This is a genomic window from Stenotrophomonas sp. YJH_SMC_123 (genome assembly GCF_059368215.1).
Genome location: NZ_JCAFRM010000004.1, coordinates 103,024 through 118,080 on the forward strand (window position 1 = coordinate 103,024; position 15,057 = coordinate 118,080).

15 protein-coding genes are annotated in these 15,057 nt (G+C 68.0%); 7 read left to right on the forward strand and 8 right to left on the reverse strand.

Annotated elements, in window-relative coordinates:
* Positions 1-27: 27 nt before the first annotated feature.
* The 3 genes from AC5P5W_RS11055 to AC5P5W_RS11065 all read right to left on the reverse strand — a co-directional run bounded on the left by AC5P5W_RS11055 (position 28) and on the right by AC5P5W_RS11065 (position 1,508).
* Positions 28-222: a hypothetical protein gene (locus AC5P5W_RS11055; protein ID WP_197574178.1), complete on the reverse strand. Its 195-nt coding sequence runs from the start codon at positions 220-222 to the stop codon at positions 28-30.
* A 95-nt stretch (positions 223-317) separates the two neighbouring features.
* Complete coding sequence (locus AC5P5W_RS11060; protein ID WP_130768654.1) at positions 318-980, reverse strand: hypothetical protein; 663 nt, start codon at positions 978-980, stop codon at positions 318-320.
* A 111-nt stretch (positions 981-1,091) separates the two neighbouring features.
* Positions 1,092-1,508 (reverse strand): hypothetical protein, encoded by a 417-nt coding sequence (locus AC5P5W_RS11065; RefSeq protein WP_075076834.1) that lies wholly within the window; start codon positions 1,506-1,508, stop codon positions 1,092-1,094.
* 90 nt (positions 1,509-1,598) lie between these two features.
* Here AC5P5W_RS11065 and AC5P5W_RS11070 point away from each other — a divergent pair, with 90 nt between their 5' ends.
* Positions 1,599-1,883, forward strand: coding sequence for a hypothetical protein (locus tag AC5P5W_RS11070; RefSeq protein WP_032961769.1), 285 nt, complete (start codon positions 1,599-1,601; stop codon positions 1,881-1,883).
* An 88-nt stretch (positions 1,884-1,971) separates the two neighbouring features.
* On the opposite strand, the gene dmeF is transcribed toward AC5P5W_RS11070, so the two are convergent.
* Positions 1,972-2,934 (reverse strand): CDF family Co(II)/Ni(II) efflux transporter DmeF, encoded by a 963-nt coding sequence (dmeF, locus tag AC5P5W_RS11075; RefSeq protein WP_197575368.1) that lies wholly within the window; start codon positions 2,932-2,934, stop codon positions 1,972-1,974.
* A 48-nt stretch (positions 2,935-2,982) separates the two neighbouring features.
* On the opposite strand from dmeF, the gene AC5P5W_RS11080 reads away from it, so the two are divergent.
* Entirely contained in the window at positions 2,983-3,267 is a 285-nt protein-coding gene (locus tag AC5P5W_RS11080; RefSeq protein WP_041863029.1) for a metal-sensing transcriptional repressor, read from the forward strand.
* Between the two features lie 76 nt (positions 3,268-3,343).
* Here AC5P5W_RS11080 and AC5P5W_RS11085 read toward each other — a convergent pair whose 3' ends face one another.
* The gene (locus tag AC5P5W_RS11085; RefSeq protein ID WP_014645760.1) at positions 3,344-3,715 is read right to left on the reverse strand and encodes a MerC domain-containing protein; all 372 of its coding nucleotides are present in this window, start codon (positions 3,713-3,715) and stop codon (positions 3,344-3,346) included.
* Positions 3,716-3,784: 69 nt separating this feature from the next.
* On the opposite strand from AC5P5W_RS11085, the gene AC5P5W_RS11090 reads away from it, so the two are divergent.
* The gene (locus AC5P5W_RS11090; RefSeq protein ID WP_197575369.1) at positions 3,785-5,110 is read left to right on the forward strand and encodes a GTP-binding protein; all 1,326 of its coding nucleotides are present in this window, start codon (positions 3,785-3,787) and stop codon (positions 5,108-5,110) included.
* Between the two features lie 186 nt (positions 5,111-5,296).
* On the opposite strand, the gene AC5P5W_RS11095 is transcribed toward AC5P5W_RS11090, so the two are convergent.
* Positions 5,297-6,904, reverse strand: coding sequence for an ATP-binding cassette domain-containing protein (locus AC5P5W_RS11095; protein ID WP_197575370.1), 1,608 nt, complete (start codon positions 6,902-6,904; stop codon positions 5,297-5,299).
* A 211-nt stretch (positions 6,905-7,115) separates the two neighbouring features.
* A complete protein-coding gene (locus AC5P5W_RS11100) occupies positions 7,116-8,015 on the reverse strand; it encodes a LysR family transcriptional regulator (protein WP_329768431.1) in 900 nt (299 codons plus the stop codon).
* Positions 8,016-8,241: 226 nt separating this feature from the next.
* Here AC5P5W_RS11100 and AC5P5W_RS11105 point away from each other — a divergent pair, with 226 nt between their 5' ends.
* Both AC5P5W_RS11105 and AC5P5W_RS11110 read left to right on the forward strand, forming a co-directional pair.
* On the forward strand, positions 8,242-9,420 hold the full coding sequence (locus AC5P5W_RS11105; protein ID WP_197575372.1) for a serine hydrolase: 1,179 nt from the start codon (positions 8,242-8,244) through the stop codon (positions 9,418-9,420).
* Entirely contained in the window at positions 9,417-10,601 is a 1,185-nt protein-coding gene (locus AC5P5W_RS11110) for an MFS transporter (protein WP_495221139.1), read from the forward strand. The genes AC5P5W_RS11105 and AC5P5W_RS11110 overlap by 4 nt, the downstream gene beginning before the upstream one ends.
* Positions 10,602-10,818: 217 nt before the next feature.
* Here AC5P5W_RS11110 and AC5P5W_RS11115 read toward each other — a convergent pair whose 3' ends face one another.
* Positions 10,819-12,435, reverse strand: coding sequence for an EAL domain-containing protein (locus AC5P5W_RS11115; protein ID WP_049441460.1), 1,617 nt, complete (start codon positions 12,433-12,435; stop codon positions 10,819-10,821).
* A gap of 230 nt (positions 12,436-12,665) precedes the next feature.
* Here AC5P5W_RS11115 and cycA point away from each other — a divergent pair, with 230 nt between their 5' ends.
* Together cycA and AC5P5W_RS11125 are read left to right on the forward strand one after the other, a co-directional pair.
* Complete coding sequence (gene cycA, locus AC5P5W_RS11120) at positions 12,666-14,039, forward strand: D-serine/D-alanine/glycine transporter (protein ID WP_197575374.1); 1,374 nt, start codon at positions 12,666-12,668, stop codon at positions 14,037-14,039.
* A gap of 162 nt (positions 14,040-14,201) precedes the next feature.
* A complete protein-coding gene (locus AC5P5W_RS11125) occupies positions 14,202-14,978 on the forward strand; it encodes a lytic transglycosylase domain-containing protein (protein ID WP_049406906.1) in 777 nt (258 codons plus the stop codon).
* The last annotated feature ends 79 nt before the right edge of the window (positions 14,979-15,057 follow it).

A 15,057-nucleotide genomic window follows, 5' to 3' on the forward strand; every position in this document is an offset into this window, starting at 1 on the left:
AGCCGAGCGTGGGCTTGGCTCTACAGTTCAATCGCACTTCACCGCATACAGCGGCCCGGCCCCGATCAGCATCAGCGCCATGTAGTCGCTGTCGCTGGCCTTGTGCAGGGCTCTTGGGCCGCGCTGCCACTGGCCACCGCGGCCGAAGGAGACGAAGTACTGGCCGCTTTCCTTGTCAATGCGGAAACCGACCGAAGGCCAAGGGCCAGCCGGTGAAATCATGAACTGAATGATGTACGTGATGATTGAAGCCGAATCATAAGCCCGAGCAGGAAAGGGCGCCTCGGCGCCCTTTCCTCCGCGGCGGGGGCCTGGTATCAGTCGGCCCTGATGGAACCGCGATCGCTTGCGCAGGCGCGCGGTACGCAGCCTTCCATCAACGTATTCATGGTCTGCGGAGTATGAGCAAAGCAGAGTACTCTTGCGGTGTGGTTTCCCACGGTATTCGGTGGGTAGTACTCGCTATAGAAGGTCTGGCACCTTCCGTTGTCGATTTGCGCGCTACCCTGGATGTTCCCGCTTACAGAGCTGTTGAATCTCACGGTTCCGTAGGAAACGAAGTTCTGGCCGGCTGATACCTGTCCATTTGGTGCATAGGCGAATACATAGTCAGTACTCTTTGCGTCACTAGCACCGTTCGACTCGATGCTTGAGCAATGCCATGCAGCGCTTCCAGGGCCCACCGTGATTGACTCTCCCTTGGCGGGATTCATCCCGATATCTGTGCAGGAAGCCTCGTGGTACCGCTTCGTTGCTTCCGATTGATCATCGTAGCGATATACATACTGACCCTTCGAGTTGCGGGTGAGGGACTGCTCCACACTGACCGTTCCCCCGATGGAGTCAGGCCATTCTGCGCTGCGAACAATTCTCGCTGGGAACGTCGCTTCGTCAGCGGTCTGTCGATCAGCTGGCATTCCATCTGCTGCCTGTACGGATGCTGAGACGATGAACATGAGAGCAGCTAGCTGCAATTTCATCTGGACCTCTCCTATCTGGGTGAGGCTCCATCTTCTCTACTTACCCCGTGGCGCACTGAGTAGCATCACGCAGTTGTTGGGATTTCAAACATTCCTCAAAAATCGGTGTCGCTAATCGCACTTCACCGCATACACGGGCCCGGCCCCGATCAGCATCAGCGCCATGTAGTCGCTGTCGCTGGCCTTGCCCTTCAGCGTCGCGCCCTTGTTGAAGTGGAAGATGCCGAAGCCGCCGGACATGCGGATCAGGGCATTGTCGATCTGGTCGGCGTCGTCGCGGAAGTAGCGGCTGATCTCGCTGGACGTGGCCTTGTGCAGGGCGTTCGGTTCGCGCTGCCACTGCTCGCCACGGCTGAAGGAAACGAAGTACTGGCCGCCTTCCTTGTCGATGCGGAAGTCGGCGGGCTTGCGCGCGCCGGTGGCGAAGCAGCCCTGCAATGGGTCGGCGGAGAAGGGAAGCCGCGCATCGTCGCCGCAGGCAGTGAGCAGCAGGAGGGCACCGGGCAGCAGCAGGCGGAGCGTGCGCATGGGATGTCCCTACAGGGCAGGTGCGGCTAGTGTAGGCAGCACGCGGGCGTGGCCCGTACAGAAATTCGGCAAGGACACAGGGGTTTTCGGATGGCGCAGGGCAAGGCACCGTGGTGCGGCGTGGCCAGTTGGCTGGGGATTGCTGTGGGGTGGGGGGCAGGCACCGTGGCGGCGCAGGCGGCAGTCGCTGCCGGTGGCAATGGCATGGCCGCTGGGCTGGGCGTGGGCGTGCTGGGCGCGGCCTTGGTGGGCGGCGGCCTGGCAGTGGCCGCGCGCGTGCGTGGCGAGCGCTGGCCGTGGATCGGCATCAGCGGTGCGGTGCTGAGCGCGCTGCCGCTGCTGATGTACCTGCTGCGGATGATGCTGAAGCTCTAGCGGTAGTGCCGGCCGCTGGCCGGCAACTGCAGGTGGCGTGCGGTGTTCATGGGGTTGCCGGCCAGCGGCCGGCACTACCTGGCGTGCATCACTCGCTGCGGTGGATCTCCACCGTTACATGCACCAGTTCTTCGTGGATCGCCAGGGCGTTGCGCACGGTATCGGCATCCAGCGTGGCGTCACTGGTGACCACGCTGGCGCTGACCGCGTACTTGCCGCGACCGACCTGCCAGACGTGCAGGTCGGCCAGGCGTGCCGGCCACGGGCCCTGTTCGATCACCTCGCGTACTTCGGCCACCACCGGCGCGTCCATCTGCGCGTCGAGCAGGATGCGGCCGCTGTCGCGCAGCAGGCCGACCGCCCACACCGTGACCAGTACGGCGCCGACCAGGCCCATCACCGGGTCCAGCCAGGTGAGGCCGAGCAGCTTGCCGCCGAGCAGGGCGACGATGGCCAGCACCGAGGTGGCGGCGTCGGCCAGCACGTGCACGTAGGCCGAGCGCAGGTTGAGGTCGTGACCGTGCGCATGGCCGTGGTCGTGGTGTTCGTGGCCATGCCCGTGGTCATGGCCATGGTGATGATGCGCGTGGCCCGGGCTGTCGTGCAGCCACCAGGCACACAGCAGGTTCACGCCCAGCCCGACTGCCGCGATGGCGATGGCTTCGTTGTAGTGGATCGGTGCTGGTACCCACAGCCGCTCCAGCGACTGCACGGCCATCAGCGCGGCCACGCCGAGCAGGGCGATGGCGCTGGTATAGCCGGCCAGGATCTCGATCTTCCAGGTGCCGAAGGCGAAGCGCGGGTCGTGCGCGTAGCGGCGTGCGCAGCGGTACGCAAACACCGAGAGCCCGAGCGCCAGCGCATGCGAACTCATGTGCCAGCCGTCGGCGAGCACGGCCATGGAGTTGAACCACCAGCCGCCGCCGATCTCCACGACCATCATGCTGACGGTGAGCCACAGGGCGCGGCGGGTATTGCGTTCGGCCAGCGGGTTGCCGTCGTCGAAGCGGTGTTCGTGGCGACGGGCGGCGGCAAGGGCGTCCAGGTGCATGGGGGCCAGTGGTGGAGTGGATACCCCCATAGGGTATATGATTCCGGCATGGCTCATGTACACAAGCATCGAAAGCAGTTGCTGACCCGGGTGCGCCGCATCGGCGGACAGGTGGCGGCGTTGGAGCAGGCGCTGGACAGGCCGGAGGGTGAGGCCGGCGACTGTGCGGACGTGCTGGTGCAGGTTGCCGCCGTGCGCGGTGCCGCCCACAGCCTGCTGATGGAGCTGCTGCACGAGCACCTGCAGGAACACGTGGTGGGCGCCGAAGACCCGCAGCAGCGGGCGGCCGAGGCCCAGGTGCTGGTCGAGCTGCTGCGCCGCTACGGCAAATGACCAGGTAGTGCCGGCCGCTGGCCGGCGACTGCAGGTTGTCTTCCCCGTTCATGAGGTTGCCGGCCAGCGGCCGGCACTACCCGTGGCGGTGTCGCGCGTTCCAGATATGCGTGGCGGCCAGCAGCAGGCTGCCGGTGACCGTCATCGGTGTTTCCCAGTCGTGCGAGGGCAGCGCCAACGCGCCGGCCAGCAGAAGGCCGAGCCCGGCGCCGGCGGTGGCCCAGGCCAGCACGGGCAGCGGGTGACGGCGTTCTGCCCGCCACAGCGCGTAGCCGGTCAGCGGCAAGGCGATGGCCACGAACAGCAGATGCACCCATTCCGCTTCGGCCCACGTGCCGAACAGCGGCAGCGCGGCGGCAAGCAGGGGCAGCGCCAGGCAGTGCAGCAGGCACAGGCTGGACAGGGCGACCGCGCCGGCATCAAGCAGGGCGGCAGAAGGCGACTTCATGGGGGGAGGTTCCTTGCGCAGTAATTGTTATACAGTAACATTTCTGTTCCGCAGCCAACCCGCTCCGACATGAACACTGTTTCCCGCGCCGACCGTCGCCTTCCGGTCACCGTGCTGTCCGGCTTCCTCGGGGCCGGCAAGACCACCCTGCTCAACCAGATCCTGCGCAACCGCGAGGGCCTGCGTGTGGCGGTCATCGTCAACGACATGAGCGAGGTCAACATCGATGCGCAGCTGGTACGCGAGGGCGGCGCCGAACTGCGCCGCACCGAAGAGACGCTGGTGGAGTTCAGCAATGGCTGCATCTGCTGCACGCTGCGCGATGACCTGCTGCAGGAAGTGCGGCGCCTGGCCGATGCGGGGCGCTATGACTATCTGCTGATCGAGTCGACGGGCATCGGTGAGCCGATGCCGGTGGCGGCCACCTTCGCGGTACGCGACGAGCAGGGCTTCAGCCTGAGTGACATCGCGCGCCTGGACACGATGGTGACGGTGGTGGATGGCAGCGCGTTCCTCGCCGACTTCGGCTCGACGCTGCGCCTGGCCGAGCGTGGCCAGCAGGCTGGGCCGGATGACGATCGCGGCGTGGTCGACCTGCTGTGCGAACAGGTCGAGTTCGCCGACGTGATCGTGGTCAGCAAGGCCGATCAGACCGATGACGAAGTGCTGCAGGACACGCTGGCCGTGCTGCGTGGCCTGAACCGCGACGCGAAGCTGCTGCTGTCCAGCTTCGGTGACGTGCCGCTGGCCGAGCTGCTGGACACCGGTCGCTTCGACTTCGAGCGTGCGCAACGTGCGCCGGGCTGGGTAAAGGAGCTGCGTGGCGAGCACACGCCGGAAACCGAGGAGTACGGCATCGCCAGTTTCGTCTACCGCTCGCGGCGACCGTTCCATCCCGCGCGTTTCGCCCGCGCGTTGCAGTCGGGCATGCCGGGCGTGATCCGCAGCAAGGGCTGGTTCTGGCTGGCCAACCGCATGGACTGGGTGGGCGAGCTGAACACCGTAGGTGCCGCGACGCGGACGCAGGCGGCGGGATTCTGGTACGCCGCACGCGATCGCGTGCGTGCTGGGCTGGAGGACACGCCGCCGTTGCTGCCGCCCACGCCGCTGCCGTACAGCGACCTGGGCTGGGCGCGGCAGCAGGCCGATTGCTGGAGCGCACCGTTGCCGGGGCCGGAAGACTTCCCGGATGCGGCCGCGCACTCGGCGATGCAACGCCTGTGGCACCCGTTGTGGGGGGATCGCCGCCAGGAGCTGGTGGTGATCGGCGTGCACATGGATGAGCGTGCGGTACGTGCGGAACTGGATGCCTGCCTGCTCAACGACCAGGAGCTGCGTGCGGGCCCGCTGCTGTGGCATCAGTTGCCGCAGGCGTTCCCGGTGTGGAAGCGGTGACGGTGCACTGAGGATCGATGGGTTGCCGGCCAGCGGCCGGCACTACCCCTGGTCGATATGCCATGCGTGGATGGATGCATGGCGGAGTCGAGCATGGCTCGACTCTACAATGTGATCCGTCGCGGCCAATCCTGTAGAGCCGAGCCCATGCTCGGCTGCTGCAGTAGATCCAGGCATGGCGTGGATCTACAAGGCGTCACGCCACTGCCAACCCTCGGCGCTCACCTGCAACACCTGCGTCGGCTGCAACGCCTGCAGCAGGTGCCGGTCGTGGCTGACCATCACCAGCGCTCCCGGCCATGCCACCAGCAGTTCTTCAAGTGCCTGCAACGCGCTCAGGTCCAGTGCGTTGCCGGGCTCGTCCAGCAGCAACAGCTGCGGTGGGGGGGCGGCATACAGCACGCTGGCCAGCGCGCCTTTCACCCGTTCGCCATCGCTGAGGTGATGGGCTGCACGCTGGATGCGCTGCGCGTCCAGCCCGAGCAGGGCCAGCCGTGTGCGCAGTTCACCGGTATCGGCCGCCGGGTTGGCAGCCTGCACGGTGTCGAGAATGCTGCGCTCGCCGGAGAGCCCCAGCAACTGCTGGTCGAGCAGCGCCAGTGGTGCATGCCGTTGTACGTTGCCACTGCGTGCAGGCAACTGGCCGGCCAACACGCGCAACAGCGTGGACTTGCCACTGCCGTTGTCACCAACCACGGCGATGCGCCGGCCGCGGCGGATGTCCAGCTGCAACGGCGCGCGGCAGCCATGCGGCAGCACCAGCGACTCGGCCTGCAGCAGGCGTGCGCTGCCGCGTTCCCCCTCGCCGGCAAACAGTGCGAGCTCCGGTGTGGCGTGAACCGCCGAGGCCGCAGCGCGCAGCTGGTCTGCGCTGGCCTGCAGGCGCTCGGCCTGTACCTGCTGTGCGCGGCCGTGGCTGCCCTCTGCACGTTGTTTCTGTCGGCCGAGCAGGATCGGCGCCTGGTTGGCCTGCTTTGCATCGCGATTGCCACGTGCCTGGCGTTGCTGCTGGCGTTCGTGCTGTTCGCGCGCACTGCGCTGCTGCTGCCGGTGCTGGGCGCGGGCGTGGTCCAGCTGTGCCGCGGCCGCTTCGCGTTCGGCGGCACGCGCGTCAGCGTAGTGCTGCCACGGCCCGCCATAGCGATGCAGCCCGCGCGCGTCGAGCTCGACGATCTGCTGCATGTGCGCCAGCAGTTCGCGATCATGGCTGATCACCAGCAGGCCGCCGCGCCACTGCTGCAACCGTTCGTACAACTGCTGGCGATGGCGGGCATCGAGGTGGTTGCTGGGTTCGTCCAGGATCAGCCAATCAGCGCCGCTGGCCCAGGCGCCGGACAGCGCCACCTGCATGGCCTGGCCGCCACTGAGGCGCGCGGCGGGTTGGGCCGGATCGAGGTCGTCGGGCAGCCGTAGCGCCTGCCATTGCTGCTGCAGGCGCTCGCGCAGGTCCCAACGCTCGCCGACGCAGGCGAAGTCGGCCTCGTCCACGCTGCCGGCTTCGATGCGTTGCAGTGCGGCCAGTTCAGCGCCAACGCCGGCCAGTTCACCGACCGTGCCAGCGGGTGGATAGCCGGGCGTCGGCAACAGGAACACGCGGCCGCTGCCGCGTACCTGCCCGTTCTCTGGCTGCACCCGGCCGGCGAGCAGGCGTGCGAGCACGCTCTTGCCAGCGCCATTCGCACCGACCAGGCCGGTGGCGACCGGATCGAAGGAAAACGTCAGATCGGAAAACAGCGGGCGGCCGTCGGCCAGTCGATACGACACGCGATCGAGCGTGAGGGAATGCGGGGTCATGCGACCTCCATGGATGCCGGGTTCTCCCCTGCGCGCAGGGGCGGGAAGAGTCAGGCCGTCTGATGGGAAGACGGCGGCATCAATGGCGCATTGGTCGCGAGCCTCTTGGAGGAATGAGGGGGCAGTATAGCGGCGCTGGCTGAATGGTTGCGTGCAGCGGTAGAGCCGAGCCATGCTCGGCTGACCTTAAGCATCCACGCATGGCGTGGATCTACGGCACGGTACCCAGCCGGGCGCCGACGAAGTCGATGAACACCCGCAGCTTCGGCAGCACGTGGCGGCCCGAGGGCCACAACAAGTGGAAGGTGCCGCAGGAGTGGACATGATCCTCCAGCACGGTGACCAGGCGACCGTCGGCCAGCGCATCGCGCACCGAGTGCACCGGCACGAAGGCCAGGCCGACATCATGCAGTGCCAGCGCCACCCGTGCTTCGATGGTGTTGGCCACCATGTGCACCGGAAGTTCCTGCGGTGCTTCGTCATCGGGCCAGTGGATCGGCCACGGCTCCAGCTTGCCGGTGCTGGGGAAGCGATAGTGCAGCAGCGTGTGCTGCATCAGTTCCGCCGGCGTGCGCGGAACCCCGCGGCGCTGCAGGTAGCCCGGCGAGGCGATTACACGGCGCGGGAACACCCCCAGCCGGCGTGCGTTCATCCGCGAGTCGCTGGGTTCACCGACGCGCAGCACTGCATCGAAGCCTTCCTCGATGACATCGACCAGGCGGTCGCTGAAATCCAGGTCGAGGCGGATGTCCGGATACGCCGCCATGAACTCGGCCATCAACGGCAGGGTGAGATCGCCGACCAGCGGCAGGCTGATGCGCAGCGTGCCGCTGGGCGTGGCGTGCGGTTGTGCCAGCTCGGTGCGTGCGGCATCGCGCTCGTCGAGGATGCGCCGGCAGCGCGCCAGGAACAGCTGGCCCTCGGCGGTGAGCGTGATGCTGCGCGTGCTGCGGTGGAACAGGCGCACGCCCAGTGCGTGCTCCAGCCGGGCAACGCACTTGCCGGCGGCCGATGCGGAGATGCCCTGCAGGCGCCCGGTCTCGACGAAGCTGCGCGTGTCGGCGGCGTGCACGAAGGTCTGCAGGTTGGCGAGGTTGTCCAGGACTGACATCGGCGTAGGGGCAATGAAAGCGGCAGGGTAGGGGGTGATCACGGCGGGCGGCGCCGCCACCGCAACACTGTGGTGCAGGGTGGGGGCGCCTGCTGTTGCGGCCTTGCAGTTCCGGCCATCATGCCGATTGCGGACTCCACGGTCCATGATGCCCGGAGCGGCAACCGGCTTTTTGCGCCGCGCCGTGCTGCCTAACGTGGCGGGCCTCTCCCCACGGATCACCGCGATGAATGCCGCTCTTTCCCTTGAACCTGCACCGATGCTGCCTTCGGTGCAGCGGCTGCTGCAGCAGGTCCACCCGACGCGCCTGGTCGGTGCGGTGGTGCTGGTGTGCGAGCACGGCGTGCTGCGCCATGCCAGCGCGACCGGGCAGGCCGATCGCGAGTCGGCCCTGCCGATGCAGCGCGACCAGCTGTTCCGGCTGGCATCGGTCAGCAAGCCGCTGTTGAGCACGGTGATCCTGCGCCTGGTGGCCGAGGGCGTGCTCGACCTCGATGCGCCGGTGCAGCGCTGGCTGCCGGATTTCCGGCCGGCGCTGGCCGATGGCCGCCGGCCGCCGATCAGCCTGCGCCAGCTGCTCAGCCACAGCAGCGGGCTGGGCTACCGTTTCCTGGAAGCCGATGCGCACGGACCGTACGCCCGGGCCGGCGTCAGCGATGGCATGGACGCCAACCCGGTGTCCCTGGCCGAGAACGTGCGCCGTATCGCACAGGCGCCGCTGCTGTTCGAACCGGGCAGCCAATGGCTGTACTCGTTGGGCGTGGACGTGGCCGGTGCAGTGGCCGAAGCGGCGACCGGTGAAACGCTGCAGGTGCTGTTCGAGCGTTTGCTGGCTGCCCCCTTGGGCTTGCGCGATACCGCGTTCGCCACGCGCGATGCCGCACGGCTGGCCACGCCGTATGTGAGCGGCACGCCGCAGCCGCATCGCCTGCAGGAAGGGGAGGTGGTCGCGCCGTTCGAGGGAACGGTGGGCATCGAGTACAGCCTTGCGCGTGCCCTCGATGCCCGCCGTTTCGCTTCGGCCGGCGCCGGCCTGGTGGGTACTGCCGATGACGTGATGTCGGTGCTGGAGGCGCTGCGTGACGTGCAGCGCTCCGGCCTGCTGCCGCCCGCGCTGGCGGCAGAGATGGCCAGCCCGCAGGTGGGCGAATTTGGGCCGCCGGAACCGGCCGGCTGGGGCTTCGGGCTGGGCTTTGCAGTACTGCGCGAGGCCGCTGCCAGCGGCACGCCGCAGCGCGAAGGCACCTGGCGCTGGGGCGGTGCTTATGGGCACAGCTGGTTTGTTGATCCGGCGCGTGGGCTGAGCGTGGTGGCGCTGACCAACACCCTGTACGAAGGCATGGATGGTGCCTTCGTCGATGACCTGCGCGATGCGGTCTATGCAGACCTGGAGGCTGCGCGATGAGCGGCCACGCCATCGATGCGGCCAGCCCGGCCGGTGAGGCCACACGCTTGCCGTGGGCGGGCCTGCTGGCGCTGGCCGGCGGCGGCTTCATCACCCTGTTGACCGAGACCCTGCCGGCCGGCGTGCTGCGACCGATGGGCGACAGCCTGGGCGTGAGTGATGCGGCGGTGGGCCAGCTGGTGAGCGTGTATGCGCTGGGCTCGGTGATGGCGGCACTGCCGATGACAGCGTTGACCCAGCGCCTGCCGCGGCGTCCGCTGTTGCTGGCGGCCATCGCCGGCTACGTGGTGGTCAACACGTTGACGGCGCTGAGCAGCAGCTATGCGCTGATCCTTGCTGCGCGTTTCCTGGCCGGCGTGAGCGGTGGCCTGCTGTGGTCACTGGTGGCTGGCTATGCCGCACGCATGGTGGTGCCGTCGCTGCAGGGGCGCGCGATCGCGGTGGCGATGGTGGGGTCGCCGTTGGCGCTGTCACTGGGCGTGCCGGCCGGTACGTTGCTGGGCCAGCAGGTCGGCTGGCGCTGGGCGTTCGCGCTGATGAGCGTGCTGGGCGTGGGCCTGCTGGCGTACGCGCGCTGGGCACTGCCGGCGCTGCCTGCGGCCGGTGCCGGTCAACGTGCGTCGCTGGCCAAGGTCTGGCGCATGCCGGGCGTGCGCAGCGCGCTGCTGGTGATGGTGCTGTACGTGCTGGCGCACAACGTGCTCTACACCTACATCGAACCGTTGGCGGTGGAGGCGGGTGCCGGCCCGTGGCTGGACCGGCTGCTGCTCGCCTTCGGCGTGGCGGCGATTGCCGGCATCGGGATTGCTGGTTGGGGCGTGGATCGCCACCTGCGTGCGCTGGTGTGGGCGGCGGTGATCGGCTTCATCGTACCGGTGCTGGCCTTGCTGGTATGGCCCGGCGTGGCCAGCGCGCTGCTGCTGGCGACGATCCTGTGGGGCGTGGCGTTCGGTGCGGTGCCGACCCTGTTCCAGACCGCCTTGGCACGACGCGCCGGGGCCGCTGCGGACCTGGCGCAGTCGATGCTGGTGACCGGCTGGAACCTGGCCATTGCGGCCGGCGGCGTGGCGGGCGGCGTGCTGCTGCAGGCCAGCGGCCCGAGCCAGCTGGGATGGTTGCCGCTGCTGTTGCTGGCGGTGACCGTCGCGTGGTTGCTGGCACGGCCGAAGGCGTGGGCGTAGGCGGCGCTCAACGATGATGCGGTGCCGGCCAGCGGCCGGCACTACCGTGGGCCGCGCCATCCTCGCATGGCGTGGATCTACCGAGCGCAGCGACCCGCGTTTGCTTCTTCTGTTGATTCCGTGGTGGGACCGCCGCCAGAACCTGTCAGAGACCGTCCCGGCCAACACCGGGATAGCTGTACGCGACCCACCACCAGGGGCTCTGCCGTTGGCCGTCCTACTCGATCCCTTCACGCTCGATCGGCACGCTGCGCGGGTTCTGCATGTGCTCGCGTGCAGCGCCGTACTGCTGCTGCCGCTTGTGGTGGAAGGCGACGAACTCATCACGCGGCAGCGGCCGCGAGAACAGCCAGCCCTGGCCGAATTCCACATGCCGGCTGTGCAGGTAGGCCAGCTGCGCTTCGGTTTCCACGCCCTCGGCCACCACCCACAGGCCCAGCTCCTTGGCCATGTCGATGATGTGCGGCGTGACCGGGCTGGTGGCGCTTTCGGTGCCGATCGCATCGATGAACGACTTGTCGATCTTCAGCGCATCCAGTGGCAGCTGCTGCAGGTACTGCAGGCTGGAGAAGCCGACGCCGAAATCGTCGATCGCCACGCTGTGGCCGGCGCGGCGGGCGGCGGCGAGCATGGTGCGCGCGCGGTCCAGGTCGAGGAAGCCACGTTCGGTGGCCTCCATCCAGATCTGCTGCGGCAGGATGCCGCTTCCGGCCATGTGCCGGGAAATCATCTTCAGGGCGCGGCCGCTGCTGATGTCTTCGGCGGCGAGGTTGATCGCGATGTGCGCGCTGCGGTCGGCCACCAGCAGCTCGCGCATGTCGCGCACCACGTTCTCGATCACCAGGTCGGTGACGTCGGCGATCATGCCGGCCTCTTCGGCCAGCGGAATGAACAGGTCCGGCCGCACCTGGGTGCCATCCGGGCGTTGCCAGCGCACCAGCGCCTCGGCGCCGACGCAGATGCCGGTGTCCAGTTCGATGATCGGCTGGTAATGCAGGTACAGCTCGCGGCGGCGGATGGCGGTGGCCAGCTCACCGCGCAGCGACAGGCGGCGCCGCGACAGCCAGATCACCAGGCCGGCCCCGGCGGCGGCCAGCAGCAGGCCGACCGGCACGTACAGCCATGCCTGCTGGCGGAAGGCGGCGGCCAGCGCGGTGCGCGGCGTGGTGGCGATGGCCAGCCATTCCTCGTTGCGCGCGCTGGCGAACAGCGTGGCGTGATCCAGGCCTTCGCCGGGGTCGCGCAGCAGTGCCTGCAGCAGGTCCGGATCCAGGCCGGGCTGTTTGGCCAGCAGGCGTCCATCGGGGCTGGCCAGCGCCAGCCGCACGTTCGGGTCGGCAATGACATCGACGAAGCGGCGCGGGTCCACCAGTGCGTCGTAGGACCCATACAGGACCGCCAGCACCTGGCGGCGGCCGCTGATTTCCGGGCGCACATCCACTGCAATGCCTGCGCCATCGCTGGTGACGTGGTCCGGCGTGGGTTGATCCACATCGGACAGGAACGGACCCCACGAGGTGCAGCGCAGCTTGCCACCTTCGAAGTAGCCCATCTGGTCGATCGATGGGGTGGTCATCACCAGGGTCTGCATGCGCCGGATGTGTTCGGGGCTGCAGGGTACATAGGCGCCGGCCTCGGCCGATTTCAGTGCCGCCAGCGCTTCCTGGTAGGACAGGTCGGAGCGGCGCAGGGTGCGATCGGCGATGTCGCGCAGGCGCTGCTGTTCGACGCTGATCGCGCGGTCCCAGGTGGCGTAGGCCATGACCGCGATCGGCAGCGCAGCGGCCAGCAGGGCCAGGGCGGTGCCGCCGATGATGACGCGCAGCCGGCTCATGGCCGGGGCTCCAGCGGGGCGGGCGGGGCAGGGCGCATGGTGGGCCGGTCCTTGGGCAGGTGCGGCTATCTGAGCATGGCGCCGGGCCGGGCGGAATGGGATCAATACGGTATTCGGTCACATTGTGGTGAAAGCGGCCCGCTTTGACGCAATGGGTCCGTCTGGCGCTGGCGCTCGGCGCCGCGGAGGACTACCGTCGAATGCTTCGCCCGCCCCTTTTGCCCGCGCCCATGACCGAGCCCGCAACGCCCCCCGAGCACCTGCGCCGCAGCCTGTCCAACCGCCACCTGCAACTGATCGCCATCGGCGGTGCCATCGGCACCGGCCTGTTCATGGGATCGGGCAAGACCATCAGCTTGGCCGGCCCCTCCATCGTCTTCGTCTACCTGATCATCGGCGCGATGCTGTTCTTCGTGATGCGCGCGATGGGCGAACTGCTGCTGTCCAACCTGCAGTACAAATCCTTCATCGATTTCTCCACCGACCTGCTCGGCCCGTGGGCCGGGTTCTTCTGTGGATGGACCTACTGGTTCTGCTGGATCGTCACCGCCATCGCCGATGTGATCGCCATTGCCGCCTACGCGCAGTTCTGGTTCCCCGGGCTTGAAGCCTGGAAACCGGCGCTGGCCTGCGTGATGCTGCTGCTGGCATTGAACCTTGTGACGGTGAAGCTGTTCGGCGAAATGGAATTCTGGTTCGCGCTGATCAAGATCGTGGCGATCTGCGCGCTGATCATCACTGGCGCCGGGCTGGTGGCGTGGGGCTTCACCTCACCCAGCGGCCACACCGCGTCGCTGTCGAACCTGTGGAAAGACGGTGGCATGTTCCCGATGGGGCTGGTCGGCTTCTTCGCCGGCTTCCAGATTGCGGTGTTCGCCTTCGTCGGCATCGAGCTGGTCGGCACCACCGCCGCCGAAACCGCCGACCCCGAGCGCAACCTGCCCAAGGCGATCAACTCGATCCCGGTGCGCATCATCATCTTCTACGTGCTGGCGCTGATCGCGATCATGGCGGTCACCCCGTGGCGCCAGGTGGTGCCGGACAAGAGCCCGTTCGTGCAGCTGTTCGTGCTGGCCGGCATTCCCGCCGCCGCCAGCCTGATCAACTTCGTGGTGCTGACTTCGGCCACGTCCTCGGCCAACAGCGGCATCTTCTCCACCAGCCGCATGCTGTACGGCCTGGCCGAAGAGGGCCACGCCCCGCGCGGGCTGTCGAAACTGTCGCGCGCCGCAGTGCCGGCCCGTGGCCTGCTGTTCTCGTGCCTGTGCCTGCTGGGCGGCACGCTGCTGATCTACCTGATTCCCAACCTGGTGACCGCCTTCACCCTGGTGACGACACTGGCGACGGTGCTGTTCATCTTCGTCTGGTCGCTGATCCTGGTGGCCTACATGGCCTATCGCCGTCGCTATCCGGAGCGCCATGCTGCATCGATCTTCAAGATGCCCGGCGGCGTCGCGATGTGCTGGGCGTGCCTGGTGTTCTTCGCCGCCGTGCTGGTGCTGCTGAGCCTGCAGGGCGACACCCGCCAGGCGCTGATCGCCAGCCCGGCGTGGTTCGTGCTGCTGGGCGTGGGCTATTGGGTGCGTCGGAGGACCGCGAAGTGATCCGAAGTGGGGTCAGATCCCGTTGCTCAGCAACGGGATCTGACCCCGGCAGGTCGCGGGAGGTTGCCGGCCAGCGGCCGGCACTACCACGGGTGCAGGACGCAGCCCTGCCGGCCCCCATTCACCCAACATTAGCGGGCACGGCCGGATCATCCGGCCGCCATGTCCCCTCGCCCCGTCCTGCTCGCGCTGTTGCTGCTGCCCAGCCTGTGGCCCGGGCTGGCCGCCGCGCGCACCGTCTACCGCTGCGTGCAGGGCAACACCGTCAGCCTGGCCACCGCGCCGGAGCCGGGATCGCGGTGCACGCCGAAGGAGATCGACGACAACGCCGTCCAGACCCCGAACCTGTGGGGCAACATGGGCGTGTTCAGCGGCGTGCTGTACGAGCGCGAACAGGACGGGGCGCTGGTCTACTCCACGCGCAACCTGCCCGGCTCGCGGGTGTTCCTGAAGTTCACCGTGGCCACGCCGCCAGGCGAGCCGGCGCACGAAGGCCTGGGCAAGGTCGGCACGCCGCAGCTGGCGCAGCACGCCAGGCAGTTCAAGGCCGCGTCCAGGGCCACCGGCGTCGATGATGCCTGGCTGCGTGCCATCGCCCACGCCGAAAGCAATTTCGACGCGCTGGCGGTATCCAGCAAGGGCGCACAGGGCGTGATGCAGCTGATGCCCGAAACCGCGCAGGAATACGGGGTGAGCGATCCGTTCTCGCCGCAGCAGTCGATCGAGGGTGGCGCGCGCTACATGCGCGCGCTGCTGCGCCGCTACAACGGCGACCGCCCGTTGGCGGCGGCTGCCTACAACGCGGGCATCGGTGCGGTCACCCGCTACAAGGGCGTGCCGCCCTACGCCGAAACCCTGGCCTACGTGGACAAGGTGATGGCGCTGTACGCACGCTACCGCGAAGCGATGGGCATCCGCACCGAGGTGCCGGCGCGCTAGCGGACGGTGCCGCCTGCACGTGGCGTTGTAGAGCCGAGCCGATGCTCGGCTGCGCCAATTGCAGCCGAGCATCGGCTCG